This is a genomic window from Kocuria carniphila, assembly GCF_004136555.1.
GTDB classification, from domain to species: Bacteria; Actinomycetota; Actinomycetes; order Actinomycetales; family Micrococcaceae; genus Kocuria; species Kocuria carniphila.
Window position 1 is genome coordinate 155,601 of sequence record NZ_NOIT01000003.1, and the last position, 21,943, is coordinate 177,543.

Here is a 21,943-nt window from a genome sequence, read left to right on the forward strand (position 1 = left end):
CGGCGCGGTGGTCTGGCCTCCGGTCAGGGCTGGGGTGAGCGGATGGCCAGGGCCACGGCCATCGCGAAGCCTCCGTCGTGGGACGTGCTCACGCTCCACGCCCCGAGTCCGGCGCCGCGGGCCAGGCGGGCGGCCGTGCCCCGCAGTTCCACGCGAGGGGCACCGTGGGCGTCCGAGCGGATCATGATCTGGGGCCAGGCCACGGCGTCGTCGGCGCTCGGGCGCAAGACCTTCAGCACGGCCTCCTTGGCCGCGAAGCGCCCCGCCACGGACTCCGCCGCGAGCGGGCGTCCGTCCGGACGCGTGAGGTCGGCGATCTCCTCGGGCGCGAACAGTGCCCGCAGGTACCGCTGCCCGCGCTGCGCGAGCGCTTCGGCCACGGGCGCGACCTCCTGCAGGTCGCAGCCCACGCGGGGTACGCCCACGACACCGTCCCCGGCCTCGGTCCCGCGTGTCACGGCCACGGGCGCGCTCGTCATGACGAACTCCGTGAGGTCACGTCCTCGAATGCCGAGGGCACCGACGGCTGGGGCGAGGTGCGCTTCACGCCCACCCGATCGGCCCAGCGCCCGAGGGCGACCGTGGCCGCGGGGGTCCAGCACGGGAACTCGTGGCCGCCGTTGCACTGGCCCGCCTGGCCGTACTCGGTGTACTGGTAATCCACTCCCTGTGACTCGAGCTCGCGCGCCATGGTCACCGTGGTGTCCTTCAGAGCGGGTTCGATGTCCCCCTCCTGGCCGTTGCCCCGACCGGCGAAGAGTTGCACGTGGACATTCTTGAGCTCCCCGCTCCGGACCGCGGGATCGTTCGCACGCCACTGTTCCTCGGTCGTGACCGAGCCGTTGCCGAACACCGAATCGGTGCGGCCCGTGGCCTCCTGGGATCCCGTGGCGATCGTCTGCTTGGCCTCATCCGAGGACAGGTCCAGCAACCCGGACAGGCTCACGGCCTCCCCGAAGAGATCGGGACGTTGCTCGGCGTAGCGCATGGCGCCGTACCCGCCCATCGAGTTGCCGATGATCACGCGGTGCTCGCGGTCCGCCCTGGTGGACAGGTGCTGATCCACCCACGGGACCACCTGGTCCAGGTGGAATGTCTCCCAGTTCTGCGTGAGTTCCTCCTGGGACGCCCAGTCCGAGTACCAGCCCACCTTGCCCCCGCTCACGATGACAGTGATCACGGGCAGACCCTGAGTGAGCTGCTCGGCCTGACCCGCCTCGTACCACTGCAGGGCAGGGGACTCCGTGGCACCGCTGCCCGGGAGGAGATACACCACCGGGTACTTCTTCGCGGGGTCGTAGTCCTTCGGGGTGATCACCACCACCGAGTTGCGCCCGCCCGGGGCCTCGGCAGAGACCTGGTCCGTGCTCACCGCGAGTTCCGCGGCCCGCTCCGAGAGCCCCCGCGCACCCGTCACGGTGATCCCGTGGGACGGTTGCGTGAGTTGCTGCGGGTCCGCGAAACCCACCTGGGACAGCGCGGCGTCGTCGAAACCCAGGCTCTCACCGGAGGAGGACGGCGCGTGGTCGCCGGACCCGCCGGCCGCGCAGCCGCTCAGCAGCACGGCCGTGAGGGCGCACCCGGCGAGCGCGCGGGCGCTGCGTGTTCTCAGACGGCGCACGGGACGACCTCCTCGGCGGGTGAGGGGCTCAGGCCCAGGGCGGCGTCCACGATCTCGAGGGCCGTGAGGCGTGAGGCGTGGGCCTGGAGGGAGTGGTCCAGGGCGGGCACGTGGGCCACCCTGATCCGGCGGCCCTGGCGCTGCAACCGGGCCAGACCCTCCTCCCCGCGTTCCTGCTGGAAGAGCAGACCGTCCTCCGGCCCGAAGTAGAACGTGACCTCGGCGCCCCGGGACGCGTACTCCATGACCACCTCGGGAACGTTGGGGATGTTGCGCCGGCCCAGCGCGAGCCACGCGATGTACGGCATGCGGCGGCGCACCCGGTCCTTGGCGCGCGTGCGCCAGCTCGTGGTGACCTCCACGTCGCTCATGGTGCGCAGCTGTTCCAGCACGGCGTCCACGTCCCAGTTGCGATAGAGCTTGTCGTAGTAGCTCTCCGCCGCGCGCCACGCCACGTTGTTGAGCACCACGCGGGTGGTCATGGCGCTCGTGGGCGGGGCCATGGCGACCAGCCAGCCGCCCACGCACAGCCCCACCCCGGTGACTTTCTCCCCGGTGCGCTCGGCCAGCCACGCGGCACCCAGGTCCAGGTCCGCCACGCCCTGCCCCGTGTAAGGGTTGATGTCCTTGACCTCGTCCAGGCCAGCGGCGTCACCGCAGTGGTGACGCTCGATGCGCAGCGCGGGGACACCGCGCGCGGCGAGTCGGCGTGCCTGCACGGTCCACAGTCCCGTGGGCCCGTCCTTGGGGTCCGCGGACGGCGGTGCGAGCACCACCGCGCCGGCCCCGGTGCCGTCGCGGCCCACGGGGTGGGTGTAGGAGGCCGGCAAGTGGTCCGGGCCCAGCTCCAGCAGGTCCTCCTGGACCTCCGCGCCGAACTCCGCCACATGGAAGCACGCGGTCGTCGTGGGACGCCAGCCGCTCACGTCCACCCAGTCCTCCCTGTGGGACGTGGTGGGGACGGAATCGTCCAGTCGACCCACGAGGGCGGCGATCGCCTCCGGACTCGCCTTCGCGTAGATCGCGGCCACGCCGTATAACTTCTTGGCGATGCGCCGGTCCTCCTCGCGCACCGTGATCAGACCCGGGGTCTTGATCTTGCGGGGATCCGGTAGGGCGCGGATGGCCGCGGCTTCGGCGTCGGTGAAGTGTGCGCCGCCGATCTCCACGCCGTCGGGGACCTCAGGCGGCAGGATCAACCCGCTCGTGCGCCGCAGGCCCGTGTACTGGCGCATGTAGACGGCGCCCGAGACCGGTTCCCACAGCACGCGCCGATCGAACGGCAGGGGTGAGGTCGCGAGCACACCCGCACCGATGCGCAGCCCGATCCCGTGCACGGGCAGATCAGGTCCTACGAGCTCCCGCGCGGCACTGTGGGCCACCGCGAGGTCCTCGTGCCACACCTCGAGCGGGTTGCTCAGGACCGGACGCGCACCGGATTCGGAGGTCCCGCTCCACGCCAGGCGGATCACGAGCCACCCGGATTCCGCGGCGCGCGCGGCCACGAGGCGCATGCTGCGGTGACTCACGACCTCCTCGCGCGCCAAGGCCGGCGCCACGATCACGGCGCCGCGCACACGATCGTCCGCGGGGCCGTGGACCCACGCGTGGATGGTGTGGTCGTGGTCCGTCAAGAAAGTTGCCTGCCCGGCAATACGCATGAAATCTCCCCCAGTTCTGCTCCGGTGCGCCTCAGCCGCGCCCCTTCGCACGTCCCCCGTGGCGATGGGTGCCCTCTCTAAGACCGGGCCCCACCCCGAAGTGCGGATCGATGCCCCGAACTCCGCGTCGCTTCGGCGTTCCCCCGCGGGAGTCGTGCATGTTTGCACTCATAAAGCATAGCCAGGGAGACACCGGTCGTGACCGAGATTACCGTCCCCTAATGTGTGGTTTTACATCAAGATCACTGTTTTTCGCGCTCCCACCTGAGGCGATACCGACGTGTACCTATATGAGCCCACACAGAATTGTCACCACTGTGGTGTTAGGTACTTGTGCACACGATTATGATGGCAAACGTCGGGACACGCGGGATTCGTGTTTCGGCGACATTCACCGCTCCCGGTGGGACAGCCATGAGGCATCGCTGCACCACGTGGCGCGGAGGCGGACTGGGGAAGTCCGCCCATTCGGGAAAAGCGGCAGCGGCTGAGCTGCTCCGCTTTTCATGGGGGAGGAGATAGCGTGGCAGCACGCGTCCTGATCATCGGACTCAACTATTCACCGGAACACACGGGCATCGCGCCGTACACCGCCGGCATGGCTCGCGCGCTGCGCGAGGAGGGATGGGACGCCCGGGTCATCACGGGTCTCCCGCACTACCCGCAGTGGCGCATCCACGAAGGGTATTCGCACCGCCGCGCCGCGCACGAGGAGATCGACGGCGTGCCCGTCCTGCGCGTGCCGCACCCCGTTCCCCACGACGCCGGACAGCTGCGCCGGCTGGGGATGGAGATCGTCTTCGGTCTGCGTGCCGCGACCGCCGCGTGGGGCGATCCCGACGCCGTCGTGGTCGTGAGCCCCGCCCTGTTCTCGTCGGCGATCGTGCGGGTGCGCGCCGCGCTGAGCCGCACGCCGGTGATCGCGTGGGTGCAGGACATCTACACCGCCGGGCTCACCGAGACTGGCGCGGCGAGCGGACCCGTGGCGCGCGTCATGCGCGGTATCGAGAGCACCTTCCTGCGCTCGTGCCAGGGGGTGGTCGTGATCCACGACCGCTTCTCGGACTACCTGCGCCGCGAGATGGCCGTGCCCGCGCGCCGGATCAGCACCGTGCGCAACTGGACCCACATCTCCCAGACCCCCTCGGTGGACACCGACGAACTACGGCGTCGTTTCGGGTGGGGCGCGGGCGACGTCGTCGTCCTGCACACGGGCAACATGGGTGCCAAACAGGACCTCGCGAACGTCGCCGCGGCCGCGGACGTTGCCGAGCGCACGGGAGCGCCGCTGCGGTTTGTGCTCGTGGGCGGCGGGCACCAGCGCCCGCAGCTCGAGGAGCTGGCCCGACGCACGCCGCGCTTCGAGGTCCTGCCCGGGGTCGACGACGAGACCTACGCCGGACTGCTGCGCGCCGCGGACGTCCTGCTGGTCAACGAACGACCGGGGCTCAAGGAGATGTGCGTCCCGAGCAAGCTCACGAGCTACTTCACCGCTGGCCGTCCCGTGCTCGCGGCCGTCGAGGCCGAGAGCCCGTCCGCCGCCGAGCTCGACGCCGCGGACGCGGGCATCCGTGTGGCGCCCGGGGATCCCGAGGCACTCGTGGCGGGCGCCCTGCAACTGCACGAGGAGTGGATCGCGACCGGCGGCGCCACGCACCGCGGCGGACGCCGCTACGTGCGCGACGTGCTCAGCGCCGGCGCCGCGGTCCGCGCCTTCAGCACCGCGCTGCGCGCACTGCTACCCACCGAGACCACCGCACCTGCGGCGGCACTGCATTCCTGATCGGCCGGGACACCCGTCCCGACGTACCACGTCACACAGGGGAGACCACTCATGACCAAGAAAGCACTCATCACCGGCATCACCGGGCAGGACGGTTCCTACCTCGCGGAGCTGTTGCTCGCCAAGGGCTACGAGGTCCACGGCCTGATCCGCCGCGCGTCCACGTTCAACACGTCCCGCATCGACCACCTGTACCAGGACCCGCACGACCCGCAGGCGCGGCTGTTCCTGCACTACGGCGATCTTTCCGACGCCGCCCGTCTGGTCACGCTGCTGGGCGAGATAGACCCGGACGAGGTCTACAACCTCGCGGCCCAGTCGCACGTGCGCGTGTCCTTCGACGAGCCCGAGCACACGGGTGACACCACGGGCCTCGGCACCGTGCGTCTGCTCGAGGCCGTGCGCCGCGCCGGGGTGAAGTGCCGCTTCTACCAGGCCTCCACGTCCGAGCTGTTCGGGGCCACTCCCCCGCCGCAGAACGAGGACACCCCGTTCTACCCGCGCTCCCCGTACGGCGCGGCCAAGATCTACTCCTACTGGATCACCAAGAACTACCGCGAGGCGTACGACATGTTCGCCGTGAACGGGATCCTCTTCAACCACGAGTCCCCGCGCCGCGGCGAGACGTTCGTGACCCGCAAGATCACGCGTGCCGTGGCCGCGATCGCGGCGGGCAAGCAGGACCTGCTCTACATGGGCAACCTGGACGCCGTGCGCGACTGGGGCTACGCGGCGGAGTACGTGGAGGGCATGTGGCGCATGCTCCAGGTGGACGAACCGGAGGACTTCGTGCTGGCCACGGGCCGCCCGTCCACGGTGCGCGAGTTCCTGGAGACCGCGTTCGAGCACGCCGGGCTGGACTGGGAGAAGCACGTCCGCTTCGACGACCGTTACCTGCGCCCCACCGAGGTGGACGCGCTCATCGGTGACCCGTCCAAGGCCGAGCAGAAGCTCGGGTGGAAGGCCACGGTGCACGCCCCGGAGCTCGCGCGGATCATGGTGGACGCGGACCGCGCTGCCCTGGAGTGCGCCGGTTCCCCGTGGATCGACACCGTGTCCGAGCGCATCTGGACGCCGGAGCACGCGGCGTGAGCGCGGACGTGGCGAACCGCCGGGACACCGCTGCCGGCCAGGAGCACTGGCCGCACACGGTGAGCGACCCGGCCGATGCCCGCACGACCGACGACGTCGCCTACACCCCCGGCGCGCTGGACCGCTCCGCGCCGTTCTACGTGGCCGGTCACCGCGGTCTCGTGGGTTCCGCCATCTGGCGTCACCTCCAGGACGAGGGTTTCGAGAACCTGATCGGTGCGAGCTCCCGTGAGCTGGACCTGCGGGACCGTGCGGCCGTGGAGGCGTTCATAGCCGAGCACAGGCCGCGCTACCTCGTGCTCGCGGCGGCCAAGGTGGGCGGGATCGGCGCGAACAATTCCCAGCCCGTGGACTTCCTGTCCGACAACCTGCGGATCCAGCTCAACATCCTGGACGCCGCACGCACCGCGGGCGTGGAACGCGTGCTGTTCCTGGGCTCCTCCTGCATCTACCCCAAACTCGCGGAACAACCGCTGCGCGAGGACTCGCTGCTCACGGGGTACCTGGAGCCCACCAACGACGCCTACGCGATCGCCAAGATCGCCGGCATCCTGCACGTGCAGTCGATGCGACGCCAGTACGGGCTGCCGTGGATCTCCGCGATGCCCACCAACCTCTACGGCCCCGGGGACAACTTCTCCCCGTCCGGCTCCCACGTGCTGCCCGCCATGATCCGCCGCTACGACGAGGCCGTGCGTGCCGGTGACACCGAGATCACCAACTGGGGTTCGGGTTCACCGCGGCGCGAGTTCCTGCACGTGTCGGACCTGGCCACGGCGTGCCTGTACCTCATGGAGCATTACGACGGGCCCCAGCAGGTCAACGTGGGCACCGGCGAGGACGTGACCATCAAGGAACTCGCCGGCCTCGTGGCCTCGGCCACCGGGTACGAGGGCACCACCTCGTGGGACACCTCCAAGCCGGACGGGACGCCCCGCAAGCTTATGGACGTCTCCCTGTTGCGCTCGCTGGGCTGGTCCGCCTCGATCGACCTGCCCACCGGGCTCGACGACGCCGTGGCCTGGTACCGCGCGAATCGCGAGCAGGCGCGGGGCGCCTGAGCGACGGGATGCCCCACTTGATGCGGGGACACTCCGTGTGATGAAGGGACACTCCGTGTCATGGGCGAACTCTCCGCATGATGCCGTGACGACCCGCGCGATGCGGGTCGTCTCCGCTGCCCCGCGGGGATGGCCGCCGCGTGCCGACCGCAAATAGCAGGGGAGCCCGGCGTTCAGAGCCGAGCGCCCTGCTCGAGAAGGCAACCATGGACATCCACGCCTACGTGGTCGATCACGTCGATGCACCGTTCCGGTGGGAAGAACTCACCGTGGACGAGTCCGTTCCCCTGGAACTCGCGGGCCCCCTCGCGTGCGGTATCACCACCGGGGCGGGAGCCGTGCTCAACACCGCGAATCCCGGCCCGGGTGAATCCGTGGTGGTCTACGGTGTGGGCGCCGTGGGGCTCGGGGCCATCATGGCTGCCCGCAATTCGGCCGCGGCCACGATCATCGCGGTGGACCTGCATGACTCCCGCCTGGAGCTCGCCCAGCGCTACGGGGCCACGCACGTGATCAATTCCGGGTAGGAGGACTCGCTGGAACGGATCCGGGAGATTACCGGAGGGGCAGCGGACTACGCCATCGAATGCACCGGTGTGATCGCCGTGCTCGAGGAGGCCATCGAGGCGATCGGCATGCTCGGCACGTGCCTCCTGATCGGCGGCGCACCCACGGACGCCCGGTTCTCCGCGGACCACATGCGCACGCTGTTCGGCAAGCGGATCGTGGGCGCCCTGGGCGGTTCACGGACCTCCCAGGAGATGATCTCCGCGCTGCTCGCCCTGTGGAAGGTCGGGCGGTTCCCCTTCGACGAGCTCGTGCGGACCTACCCCATGGCCGAGATCGAACAGGCCATCCGGGACACTCGCTCCGGGGAGGTCATCAAGGCGGTGCTCACGCTCGAGTGAGCTCCGCCCGCCGCGTCGTGGGGCGCCACGCGTCCACGCCCACGACCAGGCCGAGGATCGCGATCACCAGCAGCAGCGAGGCCGTCACGTCCGTGAGCCAGTGGTACCCCAGGTAGAGCCGACTGAACGCGACCACCCCGATCAGCACCACCCCCGCCGCGGCCACCCACCATCGGGTGATCGGGGAGCGGGAGGGGCGCAGCGTCGTCGTACCCGTTGCGGCCTCAAAGGACGACGCCGCCGCGGGACCCGCCGCCGGTGACCGCGGGCTCGTCGAGGCGCCCGCGCAGGAAGGTGGACCGTCCGGTCGCCGGGGTCGAGGTGGTCGTGGCGTCATGCTGCGCCCGCAAACCGGGAACGAGCTGTGCGTTGGCCCTACGCCACCAGGAGCCAGCAGCCCGCCAGCCCGATGGTCGAGAGAACCGCAGCCACCAGGAACGACCGCCACGGCGCACTGCGTCCCACCAGGACGTATGCGACGAGGACCACGGCGAACTCACGGATGACCAGCAGCGTGGCCGCGAGGTGCAGGTCGAACGACGCGACCCATGCGATCAGCGCACCGAAGACCACGCCGATCACCGGACCCACGAACGTCTTCCAGGCCGCACCGGTGCGCACGAGCAGCACGGAGGCCGCCCAGGACAGCACTACGGGGAAGGACACCATGGCGATGAACGGCACCATGGACATCGCGGGTTTCCAGTCGCCACCCAGCAGGGGCGTGAGGACCACGCTCGCCGTAAGGGCGATCAGCACGCACGCGAACGCGAGTATGAGCGCGCGCAGCAACAAATGGTCACTCGCGCTCCGGATCTCCTCCGGGGTCTCCTTGTCCGCGATCCCCACGCGCACCACGTTCGCGGTGGACGCGGCCAGGGCGTCCCCCGGGGCGCGGCCCACGGCGCTGCCCGCGGTGTAGGTACCGAGGACGGCGGTGCCGGCGAACACGGCCATGAACAGTCGCTCGGCCTGGCCCTGGAACCAGGACACCAGCGCGTAGCCGGACATCGTGCCCATGTCGGAGAGGATCGAACGCTCGCCCGGCGTGGAGTGCGGCAGGGGCCGGGTGTTACGGCGCGCACGGCGCCAGCACAGCAGGGCGAACATGCCCTCCGTGACGGCCAGCTGCAGGGCCGGGCCCAGCAGCGAGTGGGTCAGCACCAGGATGGTCCCGCCCACGAGCAGACCCACGAGGGAGGCCCGCAACTGCATCCGGGCCAGGGTCCCCCACTGGTTGGTGGCCTGCAGCGTGCCCACGTACAGCAGACCCAGGGCCCCGAAACCGGGCGCGAGCGCCACGGGCAGCACCTGGAAGAACTCGCCCCAGTTCTCGAGCGTCCCGTTGTGCAGAAGGAACAGCATGAGCCCGGTAAGGATCACGAAGGCCAGGACGGGCATGATCACCCGGTAGCGGTTCATGATCTTCATGCCCCCGGGTTCGGTCAGCACGCGGATCACCGCGAACCGGGCCCCGGAGTCGATCGTGACCTGGATGGCCGTGTAGAGCAGGGTCACCACGTTGTAGATACCCACGTAGTGCGGGGACGTGAACGCGGCGAGCGTGAGGATCACGATCGCGGAGGACATCCGCGGGATCGCGCGCTCGATGAGCGACTTGATCTGGTTCAGCATACCGGCGCCGGGATGAGGGTGGCGGCTCTCGCCAACTGACGCCGCGCGTAGTGCCGCGTTCCGGGGCGCACCCCGGCCACGATGGCCTCGAGCTGTCCCCGCGTGCCCCGGATGGATCCGGGGACCCCGCCGTTGGCCTCGAGCCACGGCCGCCCGGACGCGTGGGCCCACGCGGTCCACGCGCGCCGGATCTCGGGGTCGGAGACGATGCGCTCCAGGTAGGTGTCCGAACTCGACAGCTGGCTCTCACTCAACCGGTAGGCCACCACGGGGGTGGCCAGTTTCACGATCCGGGCCCCGGCGCGCAGGGCGTCGAGCCACAGGACGTAGTCCTCCGCGGTGTTGGGCCGCGCGTAGGCGTCCGCGGCCACGAGCGCCTCCCGGGTGGCGAGCATGCTCGAGTGGAACAGGGGGTTGACGAACGGCAGCAGCAGTCCGATCTCGCGGGTCGTGAGACTGCCCGGGTACCCGGGGCGCGGGAGCATCCCCCGCCCGAAGCGGATCCCCGTGCCGCACACGATGTCCGCGTGGCGCACGGCCCGGAAGCCCACCCGGAAACGCCACGGCAGGGAGATGTCGTCCGAGTCCATGCGGGCCACGAGCTCGCTGTCCGTGGACTCCAGGGCCCGACGCATGCACGCCACGGTCCCCCGGTTGACGGCATCGGTCCGGACGACGACGCGGCGGTCCGTCACCCGGCGGGCCGCACGTTCGGTCTCGGCGTCCGGGCCGTCCACGGACACCACCAACTCCGCGTCCCGCGGCATGGCCCGCAGCGTGGAACGCATGGCGCTCTCCACGGTGGCGCCCGCCCGATAGGCGGGCATGATGACAGTAAGCCTGGGCATGGTGGTCCTCTCCCCGTTGATGAAGCCCCGCGAACGCGAAGGTCGCCCCCCACACCCGTTGAGCTGATTTATTTGTGAACTGCCGGTGTCCGCGGTGAAAGCTCCGTGGCCGGTGAAGATCTTATTCCCGCGGGCGGTGATTTCGTATCACCACGGCCGAAGATGCGTTCAACGATCCACAACCCCCACAGGGGCAGGATCGACAACGTCAAGAACACCTCGAGGGACTCCAGCTGCCCCACGATGCCCTGGAAGACGAGCGTGGATCCTACGGTGGCCAACAACAACCGATTGGTTTCACTCCGGCTGCGACTGTAGGCATCGGAGACCATGGCAGACACCAGCCCCAACACGAAGTAGCCGACGATCGCACCGAGCAGGCCGAAATTCAGGATCATTTCTGCGCTGAGCCCCGGAACCACGTAAATCTGGTCTTCCCCACCCAACAAGTCGTATCCCGAGACCTGCACCATGGACCGGAAAGGATTCTCCGCCGGGATACCCGCGAAATGCAGAAGCGCAAGCGGGACGTTGAGCAGGGCGCTCAACAGGGTCTCACCGTGGAGCGCCCCGTGGAACTGGACGTGGTTCTCGGCCCAGGCGGCCATGGAGAACCGCCCCCATTGCCAATCCACGAACGACCACGGGTCCGTGGTGGCACCTACGCGCCGGGCCGTGGTCGCGATGATGAACCCCACGAACACGGTCACGCCCACCACGATCAGCGGCCACCGCAGGATGTTGATCCGGGGCAGCATCAGAGCCAGCAGGGGAAATGCCACGTAGGCGATCTCGGAACGCCCACCGTTCCACGTGGCGCTGACGCCCAATGCGGCCAACCCGGCCACCAGGATGATGGTGTTCCACACCGCTGGGCCGGGCACACGCTTCCGGCTCGCGAGCGCCAAGACCAGGATCGTAATGCCCCACGGCAGCCAACCCGCCAGGAATGCGTAGCGGGCATTGCCGCCGTCCACGGAAATGATCCGCCCGCCGGTCTGGTCGGTCGTGGCGCCCATCACTCGCACGAGTCCCACGGCGCCCGCTGCTACGAGTATGAGAGCCAGGCCCCCCATGCTGACCCGGTGATGGGATACGAAGGAATACAACTGTTCGGGTACCAGGGGGCGCCGGGGAACCTGTCGGGGCCCACGGTGTGCGGTCAGGATCCGCGGCCGCGGGATCGTCAGCCCCGCCCAGAGGGCACACATGCCCAAGAAGGTCGCCCAGGCGGCCGTGGTCAAGCCGGATGTAGCACCTGCGGGAGTACCGGACATGGCCTCGTAGAATCCGCGGTCCCTGGACCACCCCAATACATGGGCGAATCCGGACAGGACGTTGGCCACGAGGAAGTTGATCACGAGCCACATCCGCAGGTTCAGCCCGTCCACCCGGTCCCTGGTCCAGATGTGGATGAGCGCGAGCGCACCCACGGCGGTCGTGGCCCCCAGGAGGAACACGGCCCAGCCGAAAGGAGTCATCGTGTTCATCGTGGGCTTCAGAGAACGCCGGAGTGTGCGCGCGAAAGGCGCACCTGGTTGGCCACCAATGCCACGGGCGTTTCGCGGAATCCCTGAACCGAGAACTGCAGCTGATCGGTCGAGGTCTTCCCGGGCACCGTGACCAGCAGGACCTCATCCGCCAGTTCGCCCAGCACCGCCGCGTCCACGGAGTCCTGCAACGGGGAACAATCGAGGACGACCACGTCGAATTCCGAACGCAACTCACCCACCAACGCAGCCATCGGTTCCGAGCACACCAGGTCACTCGGGCGCGGCGTCGGCGTACCCGCGGGTAGGAAGGTCAGCCCCATCTCGAGGCGAACAGTGCTCTGGTCTGCCCCGGCCCGACGTTCCACGAGATCCGAGACACCGAGGTGATTGTGCTGGGCCAGCAAAACAGTTGCCCCGCGGTCGGAGAGGTTGGCATCCACGAGAGCCACGCGGCTGCCCAGACCGGCAAAGCTACGCGCGAGTTCCACGGCGACCGTGGTGGCACCGTCGCCCGAACGCTGACCGGTCACCACCAGTACCGCGCAGCCGGCCACATGGGGCAGGACCTCGGCATGACCCTGTTGGATGCGCGAGCGCAGCGAAGTGACGTGAGGTGACACCTCCCGCGCCGGCGCGGATTCGCCACCCGCGGGAAAGAAGCTGCGCGCGTCAGTCCTGTGCTTCAGTCGCGGAACGGACGCGACCAGCGACGCACCCGGCACACGACGCAGCTCCGTCGTGGTCCGCGGCCGCCGAACCAGACTCTCCAACACGAAGGCGAGGATCACGCCCAACAGCGCGCCGCCGACCACACCGAACAACGGATAGAGCCACGACGGCAGGCCACTGGTTTCATCCGGGAGCTGCGCCCGGCTGAGAACCGTGGCCTGAACGGCGCCTCCCCGGTTGGCGACCTCGGGGGACAGTGACCCGACCCCTCTGGTCAATTGATCCGCGACCCCGTTGGCAACCGTCTGGGCCTCCTGAGGTGAGTCCGCGGTGGCATCGACCTGGATGATGGAGGTGGCCGTCGGATTGGTGACGTCCAACATGTCCTGCAATTGCGCGACCGTCTTATCCACACCCGTGTCCTCGACGACGGGTTTGAGGATGTAGGGGGACGTCGCCACGGTCGCGTACGACTTCAGCTCTCGCGAAAGGTACGTAGCTGCCTGGTTCAACTCCGTGGCGGAGTCACTCGCGGGAATGGAGACGTAGAGGGATGACGTGGCCTTGTACGTGTCCGGAGACACCAAGGCGTAGATCCCCCCGGCCAACAAGCCCACCACGGTCAGTGTGATGACGGTTTTCCACCATTTCTTCAAAATATCGACGTAATCATGCAGCGTCATGTGCCCTCCCAGCCCCTGATCACAATGAAAGACGGTTCGTCTCGGACGCTGCCCAGCCCCCGAGCACGTCCCACCAGTCTCTTCATCGCTCCCCTGTAATGGGCCTCAGTCTAACGCGCGAAATCATGTCGATGAACACGCAGGTAGTTTCTCTGGAATTATTTTGTACCCAAATTGGGGGATAAACCTTCATCGGCAGATCTCGACAGCAATTGGAACCCGCAGGAAATGAGGGCTGCAAAACTGTTCGCAGAAGCAGAAACATTCCCACGACAAGTACGTTGCCCTCAGCAACGAGACAGTGCGCGACCTGCGCCGTTGCGGAAAGTCTTCCCGTACGCATGCGGGCAAGGACCCCGCCCCAGGCGCCCGTCGGCGTCGAGGAGATATCGAGGACGAAGCGACGGCATTACCCCCGGTGTCTCCACTTATGGGGTCAGAAGCAGGCGGATCGACGAGCGCAGTGTGCCAAGCTTGGATCCCGTAGCCGCGCGCCCGCGGGGAGAGCGGACCGGTTGCGCGCAGCGCGCAGCCCTATTTGCGGCTCGACGACAGGGGGAGACCATGACACACACGACGAGACGCCTGGCCACCTTCACCGGCCGCGGCTACGACAAGGGCCGGGGAACGCTGCAGTGCGCCGCGTGGGCCCTCGTGGCGGAACCGCTGCAACGGTCCGTCCTGTGCCCGCCGAGCGTACGCACCCGGATCCTGCGGGCCTTCGGCGCGCAGATCGGGGAGGGCACACTGATCCGCCACGACGTGCGGATCCACTGGCCGTGGAAACTGACCGTGGGCGAGAACTCGTGGATCGGCGTGGGCGCATGGTTGCTCAATCTGGAGCCCATTACGATCGGCTCGGACGTGTGCGTGTCGCAGGGCGCCATGCTGTGCACGGGCAGCCACCGCGCGGACGACCCGGCCTTCGAGTTCGACAACGCACCCATCACCGTGGCCGACGGCGCATGGATCGCCCTGCGAGCCACCGTCCTGCGCGGCGTCACGGTGGGCGAGGGCGCCGTCGTGGGAGCCACCGCGCTCGTCACGCGGGACGTCCCGGCCGGGGCGCGCGTGCTCGCCCCCGTGGCCACGAAGGCGTGAGCGGCATGCGGATCCTGCAGGTCGTCGCCCTGGTCTCGGGCACCAACGCGTACGGCGGGCCCACCACGGTGGCCCTCAACCAGTGCCGCGCGCTCGCCGACGCCGGACACGACGTGATCCTCGCCGCGACCGGCTCCGATCTGGGCGCGGCCCTGCCCACTGAACGCGACGGCGTGCGCACGCAGCTCTTCCGTCCCGTCCAGGCCCTGCCGGGTGCGGGTTTCGCAGGTCTCACATCGCCGGCCATGCTGTCGTGGCTGCGCCGGGTCGCGCCGACCGCGGACGTGGTGCACGTGCACACGGCGCGTGACCTGCTGACCCTGCCGGCCGCGTGGCTCGCGGAGCGCGCGGGCACCCGAACCGTCCTGCAGACCCACGGGATGATCGACCCGTCCGAGAATCCCCTCGTGGGGCCCCTGGACGCCCTGCTGACCCGGCGGGTGCTGCGGGACGCGCACCGGGTCTGCTATCTCACCCCTCAGGAGGAACAGGACCTCACCGAGGTCGCCCGCGGGCCCGTGAACCTCATGGAACTGCACAATGGGATGCCCGCATCCTCGCGCCCCCGCGTGCCGCGGGAAGACGACGAGTGTCGCGTGCTGTTCCTCGCGCGTCTGCAGGATCGCAAGCGTCCGCTCGCGTTCGTGGCCGCCGCGCGATCCCTGGCCGAGCGGTTCCCGCGCGCCACGTTCACGCTCGTGGGCCCGGATGAGGGCCAGGGGGACGCGGTGCGCGCGGCGATCGCGGCCGCGGGCCTCGGCGAGCGCCTCACGTGGGCCGGCCCGGTGGACTCCTCGGGCGCGGCGCGGTGGATGGCGGAATCGGACGTGTACGTCCTACCCTCCGTCCACGAGCCGTACCCCATGTCGGTTCTCGAGGCCATGTCCGCGGGACTGCCCGTGGTCGTGACGGACACGTGCGGGCTCGCGCCCACGGTCGCGCGAACGGGGTCCGGCGCGGTCGTGGACGACACCCAGCCATCCCTCGAAGATGCCCTCGCGCAGCTGATCGCTGATCCCAAGCGGCGACGGCGAGCGGGTCGGGCGGCCGCGGACACGATCGCGCGCGAGTACGGGATGCGCGCCGTCGTCGAGAAGCTGCTGGGCGCGTACCGGGACTGAGCGGACGGCGCGGTCCCGGAGGACGACGCCGCCGGGTCACCCCGCGCGCGAGCGCCGCGCTCGGGGGTGACCCGGAATGCTACGTCGTGAAACGGGGCGCCCGCGCCCCACCCCATAGGATGGACGGGTGAAGGCCTTACTGCTTGAGAACATCCATACCGACGCCGTTGACCTCCTGCGCAGCCGCGGAGTGGAGGTCGAGACCCGCAAGGGTGCACTGGACCCCGCCGAACTGAAAGAAGCGCTGCACGGCGTGGACCTGTTGGGGATCCGATCGAAGACCCAGGTCACGCGCGAGGTGCTGGAAGCGCACCCGCAGCTGCAGACCATTGGTGCGTTCTGCATCGGCACCAACCAGATCGACCTGACCGCCGCCACGGACACCGCCACCGTGGTGTTCAACGCTCCGTACTCCAACACCCGATCCGTGGTGGAGCTGGCGATGGGCGAGATCATCGTCATGGCACGCCACCTCACCGACAAGAACAAGGCCATGCACGAGGGCGTGTGGGACAAGTCCGCCAAGGGCTCCCACGAGGTGCGCGGCCGCACGCTGGGCATCGTGGGCTACGGCAACATCGGCAAGCAGCTGTCCGTGCTGGCGGAGGCGTTCGGCATGAAGGTGTACTACTTCGACACCGTGGACCGCCTGGCCATGGGTAACGCCACCAAGTGCGACTCACTGGACGAGCTGCTGCAGTCGGTCGAGACCGTGACCCTGCATGTGGACGGCCGCCCCAACAACGCCAATATGTTCGGCCGCGAGCAGTTCCGCAAGATGCGCCCGCGCTCACTGTTCCTGAACCTGTCCCGCGGTCACGTGGTTGACCACGAGGCGCTGCGCGAGGCCCTGGTCTCCGGCCACGTGGCGGGTGCCGCGGTGGACGTGTTCCCCACCGAGCCCAAGGTCGCCGGCGATCCGTTCACCTCGCCGCTGCAGGGGCTGCCCAACGTGATCCTCACCCCGCACGTGGGCGGCTCCACTGCGGAGGCACAGGAGAACATCGGACAGTTCGTGGCCGGCAAGCTGGTCGACTACAGCCGCTACGGTTCCACGAGCCTGTCCGTGAACTTCCCGGAGGTTCAGCTGGATCCGGAGATCGTCGGCACCCGTCTGCTGCACATCCACAGCAACCTGCCCGGCGTGCTGGCTCGCGTGAACTCGGTGCTGGGCGAGCACGGCATCAACGTGGACCGGCAGCAGCTGGTCACCAAGGGCCAGACCGGCTACCTGGTCACCGATTGCGGCAACGGCGTGACCCCGGAGGTCGTGGCAGCCATCGAGGCACTGCCCGAAACCATTCGGGTGGCCACCGTCAGCTAGCGCCACTCCCCCGCTGGCACGTCTTCAAACGCGACCGACCCGGCGAGAATCCGAACCAATGGCCCGCCCCCATTCACCGGGGCGGGCCATTGGCGCTCGTGACCCGCCGCGCGTCAAGGTTACGGGCGAAATACTCAGTAACTTCATAGAATAAATACCACGTAATCCCCATCACAATGACGTGGAGATCCCCATGAGCCACCCAGCGGTGCCCGGCGCGCACCTCAAGAACCTTGATCCAGATCCGCACCGCGGTGAAGAGGTCAACTTCCAATCCCCCGGCGAACGTGCAGAGGCCGAGGACCCCAAAACCCACCGCATCAAGTGGCTCGGCCTGATCGCAGGTCTTGCGCTGGCACTCCTCGTGTATTTCTTGATGCCCGGCGACGTAGCCCAGGGCGCCCGCCTCACCGCGGCCACGGCCGTTCTCATGGGTGCATGGTGGATGACCGAAGCCCTCCCGCTCCCGGCCACCGCCCTGGTTCCGCTGGTGGTCTTCCCGGTCCTCGGTGACGACGTCAAGTTCGACGACGTGGGAGCTTCCTACGGCAACAACGTGATCTTCCTGTTCATGGGCGGCTTCCTGTTGGCCCTGGCCATGCAGCGCTGGAACCTGCACCGCCGCATCGCCCTGCTGACCGTCAAGGTCATCGGCACCAAGCCCACCCAGATGGTTGCGGGCTTCATGGTCGCGACCGGCTTCCTCTCCATGTGGGTCTCCAACACCGCAACCGCCGTGATGATGCTCCCGATCGGCGTGTCCGTGCTGCTGTTGGTCACCAAGATCGGCGACGGAACCGACACCGGTGCCGACGCCACACCTGAGGGCGCCGCATCCGACGCTCGCCAGGCAACCGACGACGCCGCTCCGGCCACCTCCCAGGCCGGCCCCGACACCGAAGTTGACCCCGAGGACAGCTCGGTGAAGCAGGAGATCATCAAGTCCAACTTCGGTACGGCGTTGATGTTGGGGATCGCGTATGCCGCCTCGATCGGTTCGCTGGGCACCATCATCGGCACCCCGCCGAACACCCTGATGGCCGGTTACCTGTCCGACACCCATGACATCCAGATCGGCTTCGGCCAGTGGATGCTGGTGGGAGTCCCGCTGGCGGTCGTGATGCTGGCGATCTGCTGGTTCTTGCTCACCAAGGTGTTGTTCAAGCCCGAAATCACCGAAATCCCGGGCGGCAAGGAACTCATCCAGGACGAACTTCACAAACTCGGCCCCATGTCCTCCGGTGAGAAGCGTGTGCTGGCCATCTTCATCCTGGCTGCCGTCTCTTGGGTGTTCATTCCGATGATTTTCGACACCCCGCCGATCTCCGACGCGGGAATCGCCATGACCATTGGTTTGCTGCTGTTCTTCTGCCCCGCCGGTGCCGCCCGCGGCGTGCGCCTGCTGGACTGGGATTCTGCCGTCAAGCTGCCCTGGGGTGTTCTGTTGCTGTTCGGCGGCGGTTTGGCGCTGTCCTCGCAGTTCTCGGGTTCCGGCCTGACCGAGTGGATCGGCGAGCAGGCCCAGGGTCTGGGTGGCGTTCCCATGATCCTGATGGTGTTGGTCTTCGCGGCCGGCATCCTGTTCCTGACCGAGTTGACCTCCAACACCGCAACCGCCGCCACGTTCTTACCGGTTGCCGGCGGCGTGGCCATGGGCCTGGGAATCGACCCGATGCTGCTGGCCATCCCCGTGGCACTGGCCGCGACCTGCGCGTTCATGCTCCCGGTGGCCACCCCACCCAACGCGATTGCGTTCGGCTCCGGGTACGTGACCATCTCGCAGATGATCCGCGGTGGCATCTGGCTCAACGTGTTCGCCATGGTCGTGATCACCATCGCCACCATGACACTTGCGGTCTGGGTCTTCGGCCTCACGTACTAGTGTTCACTCGTTCATGACCCCGACGAGGGACAGAACATACTGAGGGCCCGGAACCGTGCGGTTCCGGGCCCTCAGTATGTGTTTGGAAGGAGGTTACTTCTTCTTGTCGGCCTTCTTGTCCGACTTCTCCGCCTTCGCGGACTTGCTGGACTTGGTCGACTTAGTGGACTTGGTCGACTTTCCCGACTTGTCCGTGGCCACCGAATTGGCGGCACCCTTCTCAGTGCTGGCATTGGAGTTCTCCAGCTGCCCGGACACGGACTCGATGTGCGAGCGCATGAACCACTGGAACAGCTCGAGTCCCTTGACCTGACCGATCAGCATGTCCTCGGTGATCGGATCGACCTTGCCGGCCTTCTCGATGGCCTTGCGGTGGTCCTTGATCACACCGGAGTAGACCAGATCCAGAGCGGCCAGGTGCTCCACACCGGTGGCGCGCATCACGTCGTAGTCGTCCCACTTGCGGGACGCGACGATGGCTCCGGGCAGACCGTTGGGCGACACGCCCATGGTGGCCATGCGCTCGGCAACCTCGTCCACGAAACCGCGAACGGTCTCGATCTGCGGGTCCAGCATCTCGTGCACGGAGATGAAGTTGGGGCCTACTACGTTCCAGTGCGCGTGCTTGAGCGTCAGCTGCAGGTCGTTCAGGGCGTTCAGGCGCTGCTGCAGCGTGTCAGCCAGAGCGTGACCCTCGGTGGTCGTGAGACCCGGAACGGTGTAGCTGGCGTTCTTGGTGGACTTCTTAGCCATGTGAACCTCCTTGTGCACCCGGCGTACTGAAAACTCGCCGCTGTCATGGTGCGGTTTATTTTGATGTATTCATAATAACAACTTCCGAAACGCTCCACCAGGCAGGACGGTTCGCCCGCGGAGTAATTAGTGACGCGGGTCACCGATCACCTAGTCTGGGAACAAGTACCTGAGACTTGGAGTATCGGATGACCGCGCGCTACCAGCACTTACTGTCCCCCCTCACCGTGGGTTCCACAACCCTCCCCCACCGCGTGATCATGGGGTCCATGCACACCGGCTTGGAAGAGAAGGAGGGCGGTGAGCATGAACTCGCAGCCTTCTACGTCGAGCGCGTTCGCGGCGGCGCTGGCCTCATCGTCACAGGTGGCATTTCCCCCAACGCCGAGGGGGCCACACGGAAGAACGGCGCCCACCTCAGCTCCCAGGACCAGTTGCCCCGCCATCAGGTCGTCACCGAAGCCGTCCACGACGCCGGTGGCTTCATCGCCCTGCAGCTCATGCACTCCGGTCGCTACGGCATGCACAAGCACGCGGTCGCGCCCTCACCCATTCGCGCCCCGATCAACAAGGTGACGCCGCGAGAACTGTCCGACAGCGACGTCGAACGCACCATCGAGGATTTCGCTCACGCCGCGCAGCTGGCCCAGCGGGCCGGCTACGACGGCGCGGAGATCATGGGCTCCGAGGGCTACTTGATCAACGAGTTCCTGGTCGAGCACACGAATCAGCGCACCGATCGCTGGGGCGGCTCGCCGCAGGCCCGGCGCCGCTTCGCCACAGAGATCGTCCGACGCGTCCGCGAGCGCACGGGCCCGGATTTCCTGGTGATGTACCGTCTCTCCGCCCTGGATCTGGTGCCGGACGCCCAGGAGTTCGAGGATGTCCTGGCCCTGGGCCGCGAAGTGGAAGAGGCCGGCGCCTCCATCATCAACACAGGCATCGGCTGGCACGAGGCTCGCATCCCCACCATCGCCACCAGCGTGCCCGGCGCGGGATTCACGTGGGTCAGCCGCGCGCTGCGCGAGAACCTGAGCATTCCGATCTCCACGGTCAACCGCATCAACACTCCCGAGCTCGCCGAGGAGGTCCTGGCGCGCGGCGAAGCGGACCTCGTGTGCATGGCCCGCCCGTTCCTGGCCGACGCCGCATTCGTCGCCAAGGCACGCGAGGCTCAGCCGGACCGGATCAACACGTGTATTGCGTGCAACCAGGCGTGCCTGGACCACACGTTCACGGGTCAGCGCATGTCCTGCCTGGTCAATCCGCAGGCGATGCGGGAAACGGACCTGATTCTCGGCCCCACCCGCACGGCCGAACAGATTGCCGTGGTGGGTGCGGGACCCGCTGGGCTGGCGTTCGCGGAAGCAGCGGCGGAACGCGGTCACCGCGTCACGTTGTTCGAGGAGCAGCCCGAACTCGGTGGCCAGTTCCAGCTGGCCCGTCGAATTCCCGGCAAGGAGGACTACGCGCACACGATCCGCTACTTCTCCACTCGGTTGAAGGAGCTGGGAGTCACGGTGCGCACCGGCCACCGTGCCGCCCAGGAGGATCTGGCCTTCGCGGACCGGGTGGTCATCGCGGCCGGTGTGGACCCCCGTCAACCCGGAATCCCCGGGGTCACCGGGCCCACGGTGCTCGGCTACAAAGAGGTCTTGGAGGGCGCCCCGGTCGGTCAGCGGGTCGCAGTGATCGGCGCGGGCGGCATCGGGTACGACGTCGCGCACTTCCTCACGCACAATCCCTCCGCGGACTTCTATGCCGAATGGGGCATTGACCGCTCGCTGGAAGCACGCGGCGGGCTACTCGCACCCGCACCCGAGCCCCCGTTGCGTCAGGTCACCGTCCTTCAGCGGAGCACCACCAAACCCGGCTCACGCCTGGGCCCCACCACGGGCTGGATCCACCGCTTGGAACTACGCATGGCCAACGTGGTGTTCATCACCGGAGTGGAATATCAGGACATCACGGACCGCGGCGTCCGCATCTCCGTGGCCGCGCCGGGACCGGCCGGAGGTGTCATCGAGGAGGGCGGCGGCGTCGCCCTCGAGAACCCGCGCACGGAAACCCTGGTCGAGGTGGACACCGTGGTGCTGTGCGCGGGCCAGGAATCCCGCAACGAGCTGGCTCGGGAACTGGCCGGGGACTCGCGGCCCGTCCACGTGATCGGCGGCGCGGATGTGGCCGCGGAACTGGATGCCAAACGGGCCATCAAACAGGCTGTGGAATTGGCAGCGGCCCTGCCCTGAGCACCCACCGAAAGGTAGTGCAGGGCAGAGCCGCTGTTCACGAACGCAAGACCCGAGCT

The 21,943-nt window shown here is 68.1% G+C and carries 17 protein-coding genes and 1 pseudogene; 9 read left to right on the forward strand and 9 right to left on the reverse strand.

Features of this window, described 5'->3' with window-relative positions; translation table 11 throughout:
- Positions 1 to 23: 23 nt before the first annotated feature.
- Genes EWV37_RS03220 through EWV37_RS03230 form a run of 3 tightly spaced genes read right to left on the reverse strand, consistent with a single transcriptional unit; the run spans position 24 to position 3,282 of the window.
- Positions 24 to 479, reverse strand: a complete 456-nt coding sequence (locus EWV37_RS03220; RefSeq protein WP_129699753.1) for a holo-ACP synthase — start codon at positions 477 to 479, stop codon at positions 24 to 26.
- Positions 476 to 1,621, reverse strand: a complete 1,146-nt coding sequence (locus EWV37_RS03225; protein ID WP_129699755.1) for an alpha/beta hydrolase — start codon at positions 1,619 to 1,621, stop codon at positions 476 to 478. The genes EWV37_RS03220 and EWV37_RS03225 overlap by 4 nt, the downstream gene beginning before the upstream one ends.
- The gene (locus EWV37_RS03230; protein ID WP_238663034.1) at positions 1,609 to 3,282 is read right to left on the reverse strand and encodes an alpha/beta hydrolase family protein; all 1,674 of its coding nucleotides are present in this window, start codon (positions 3,280 to 3,282) and stop codon (positions 1,609 to 1,611) included. Before EWV37_RS03230 ends, EWV37_RS03225 begins: the two co-directional genes overlap by 13 nt.
- Before the next feature lie 523 nt (positions 3,283 to 3,805).
- Between EWV37_RS03230 and EWV37_RS03235 the strand changes: the two genes are divergently transcribed.
- The 4 genes and pseudogenes from EWV37_RS03235 (at position 3,806) to EWV37_RS03250 (ending at position 8,126) form a co-directional block, all read left to right on the forward strand.
- The gene (locus EWV37_RS03235) at positions 3,806 to 5,065 is read left to right on the forward strand and encodes a glycosyltransferase family 4 protein (protein WP_129699757.1); all 1,260 of its coding nucleotides are present in this window, start codon (positions 3,806 to 3,808) and stop codon (positions 5,063 to 5,065) included.
- Positions 5,066 to 5,116: 51 nt separating this feature from the next.
- Complete coding sequence (gmd, locus tag EWV37_RS03240; RefSeq protein WP_035964951.1) at positions 5,117 to 6,157, forward strand: GDP-mannose 4,6-dehydratase; 1,041 nt, start codon at positions 5,117 to 5,119, stop codon at positions 6,155 to 6,157.
- 59 nt (positions 6,158 to 6,216) lie between these two features.
- A complete protein-coding gene (locus EWV37_RS03245) occupies positions 6,217 to 7,218 on the forward strand; it encodes a GDP-L-fucose synthase family protein (protein ID WP_165189220.1) in 1,002 nt (333 codons plus the stop codon).
- 206 nt (positions 7,219 to 7,424) lie between these two features.
- A pseudogene (locus EWV37_RS03250) lies at positions 7,425 to 8,126 on the forward strand (zinc-binding dehydrogenase).
- Here the strand turns inward: EWV37_RS03250 and EWV37_RS03255 are convergent.
- The 5 genes from EWV37_RS03255 to EWV37_RS03275 all read right to left on the reverse strand — a co-directional run bounded on the left by EWV37_RS03255 (position 8,113) and on the right by EWV37_RS03275 (position 13,454).
- Complete coding sequence (locus tag EWV37_RS03255) at positions 8,113 to 8,463, reverse strand: phosphatase PAP2 family protein (protein ID WP_129699759.1); 351 nt, start codon at positions 8,461 to 8,463, stop codon at positions 8,113 to 8,115. The pseudogene EWV37_RS03250 and the gene EWV37_RS03255 overlap by 14 nt on opposite strands.
- 38 nt (positions 8,464 to 8,501) lie before the next feature.
- Positions 8,502 to 9,761 carry a lipopolysaccharide biosynthesis protein gene (locus EWV37_RS03260; RefSeq protein ID WP_129699761.1) on the reverse strand — a complete coding sequence of 420 codons (1,260 nt, stop codon included), beginning with the start codon at positions 9,759 to 9,761 and terminating at the stop codon, positions 8,502 to 8,504.
- Complete coding sequence (locus EWV37_RS03265) at positions 9,755 to 10,609, reverse strand: glycosyltransferase family 2 protein (protein ID WP_129699763.1); 855 nt, start codon at positions 10,607 to 10,609, stop codon at positions 9,755 to 9,757. The genes EWV37_RS03260 and EWV37_RS03265 overlap by 7 nt, the downstream gene beginning before the upstream one ends.
- Positions 10,610 to 10,677: 68 nt before the next feature.
- Positions 10,678 to 12,090 carry a hypothetical protein gene (locus EWV37_RS03270; protein WP_129699765.1) on the reverse strand — a complete coding sequence of 471 codons (1,413 nt, stop codon included), beginning with the start codon at positions 12,088 to 12,090 and terminating at the stop codon, positions 10,678 to 10,680.
- A 17-nt stretch (positions 12,091 to 12,107) separates the two neighbouring features.
- Positions 12,108 to 13,454, reverse strand: a complete 1,347-nt coding sequence (locus EWV37_RS03275; protein ID WP_129699767.1) for a tyrosine-protein kinase domain-containing protein — start codon at positions 13,452 to 13,454, stop codon at positions 12,108 to 12,110.
- A gap of 564 nt (positions 13,455 to 14,018) precedes the next feature.
- On the opposite strand from EWV37_RS03275, the gene EWV37_RS03280 reads away from it, so the two are divergent.
- From EWV37_RS03280 to EWV37_RS03295, 4 genes are all read left to right on the forward strand, one after another.
- Positions 14,019 to 14,555 carry an LbetaH domain-containing protein gene (locus EWV37_RS03280; protein WP_064845620.1) on the forward strand — a complete coding sequence of 179 codons (537 nt, stop codon included), beginning with the start codon at positions 14,019 to 14,021 and terminating at the stop codon, positions 14,553 to 14,555.
- Between the two features lie 5 nt (positions 14,556 to 14,560).
- Positions 14,561 to 15,676 carry a glycosyltransferase gene (locus tag EWV37_RS03285; protein WP_129699769.1) on the forward strand — a complete coding sequence of 372 codons (1,116 nt, stop codon included), beginning with the start codon at positions 14,561 to 14,563 and terminating at the stop codon, positions 15,674 to 15,676.
- A gap of 127 nt (positions 15,677 to 15,803) precedes the next feature.
- Positions 15,804 to 17,000 carry a phosphoglycerate dehydrogenase gene (serA, locus tag EWV37_RS03290; protein WP_129699771.1) on the forward strand — a complete coding sequence of 399 codons (1,197 nt, stop codon included), beginning with the start codon at positions 15,804 to 15,806 and terminating at the stop codon, positions 16,998 to 17,000.
- A gap of 193 nt (positions 17,001 to 17,193) precedes the next feature.
- Entirely contained in the window at positions 17,194 to 18,882 is a 1,689-nt protein-coding gene (locus tag EWV37_RS03295; RefSeq protein WP_129699773.1) for an SLC13 family permease, read from the forward strand.
- Between the two features lie 93 nt (positions 18,883 to 18,975).
- On the opposite strand, the gene EWV37_RS03300 is transcribed toward EWV37_RS03295, so the two are convergent.
- A complete protein-coding gene (locus EWV37_RS03300) occupies positions 18,976 to 19,635 on the reverse strand; it encodes a Dps family protein (RefSeq protein WP_129699775.1) in 660 nt (219 codons plus the stop codon).
- A gap of 188 nt (positions 19,636 to 19,823) precedes the next feature.
- Here EWV37_RS03300 and EWV37_RS03305 point away from each other — a divergent pair, with 188 nt between their 5' ends.
- On the forward strand, positions 19,824 to 21,884 hold the full coding sequence (locus tag EWV37_RS03305; protein ID WP_129699777.1) for an NADPH-dependent 2,4-dienoyl-CoA reductase: 2,061 nt from the start codon (positions 19,824 to 19,826) through the stop codon (positions 21,882 to 21,884).
- Positions 21,885 to 21,943 lie beyond the last annotated feature (59 nt).